1 rRNA gene and 1 CRISPR repeat array are annotated in these 1,369 nt (G+C 55.7%); the gene reads left to right on the forward strand.

Annotated features, from left to right (window positions below):
- Window positions 1–53 precede the first annotated feature (53 nt).
- Window positions 54–170, forward strand: a 5S ribosomal RNA gene (gene rrf / locus AC1AY0_RS11730).
- 584 nt (window positions 171–754) lie between these two features.
- Window positions 755–1,210: direct repeats of the CRISPR family, unit length 29 nt; unit sequence CGGATCATCCCCGCATGTGCGGGGCAAAC.
- The last annotated feature ends 159 nt before the right edge of the window (window positions 1,211–1,369 follow it).

Below are 1,369 nucleotides of genomic sequence, written 5' to 3' on the forward strand. Positions count from 1 at the left end.
AACCGCCACATAATGCCGGCGGACGATACGTCCGGCCGATAGAATTGAAGATTTGCGGCGGTCATGGCCCAGGGGAGACGCCCGGTCCCATTCCGAACCCGGAAGCTAAGGCCTGGCACGGCGATGGTACTGCACCCGACAGGGTGTGGGAGAGTAGCACACCGCCGCATCATTTTTTCACAAGGACCCTCGGTCGAGCGACACGCTCCCGAGGGTCCTTCGCATATCCGGGTGAATCAAGCCCTACACAGGCATTTGTGCTGCCACACATGAGTATGAGTTTCAGCTATGTAAACCGCAGAACTTACTTTTGTACCTTGTTAAATAAAAAGCCTAACTGGTGGCAAAATAAGGGGCTATGTGAGCATCCCTCCCCGCGCATACGGGGGCGAACCCCTAAGCCGGTTAAGCAGATGAGGCTGGCTGCAGAAACAAACTCGATAGGCCTAACGCCATCGTAAAAGAGATTGTTCTAATTAGAAATGGCAAGATAATTCGCCATATGAAATAAAATATTAGTTGAAGGATTGGTGCCTTTCACCCTTAAAACCGTTTACTCGGACATGGTGGAGGGTTCCCAATCCTTTTTTCGACCCGTCTTGAAGTTCATGACGGGTTTTCTTATACCTGCAAATCGGACGGAAGCAGACCTCCGATACTGGTCAGAAGCCGTCATGGGAACATGACAGAGAAGAAGAATTACCCCCATGTGCGGGGCAAACAAGATCGCCGGCAGCGCCAGCGTGGGCGTGGTCGGATCATCCCCGCATGTGCGGGGCAAACTCGCCCACGCGCATCACAATGGAATCAACCGTCGGATCATCCCCGCATGTGCGGGGCAAACCTTGGCGTCGCGCGCGTCCATGGCTCCGTTGATGGATCATCCCCGCATGTGCGGGGCAAACCGTTTGCGAACGCTTTGCGCGCTGCGGCACCGCGGATCATCCCCGCATGTGCGGGGCAAACCGTGTAGCTTGCGGCGCCGGTGTCGAACCCTGCGGATCATCCCCGCATGTGCGGGGCAAACTTTAGTTTTGTCCAGATACGGGTGACGGATGCCGGATCATCCCCGCATGTGCGGGGCAAACCCTCGGCTGCCTATGGTCGATTCCGAGCGGCGCGGATCATCCCCGCATGTGCGGGGCAAACCTCGACCTCGCATGGGGCAAAGACGAAAACGACGGATCATCCCCGCATGTGCGGGGCAAACAGTCTGATATTATGCGGAAAAATCAGCTGAAGTCAAATAAAAAAATTTGGCCTTTCGCTGTTTATGGTGGGTGGTTTGGGGTGGGGTGATGCCGGTCGGGTAGGTTGGAGGCATGGATACCTCTCACCTGTTCACCGCCGCGCTTCAGTTGCAGTCACC

It is taken from the genome of Bifidobacterium sp. LH_416 (genome assembly GCF_056357055.1).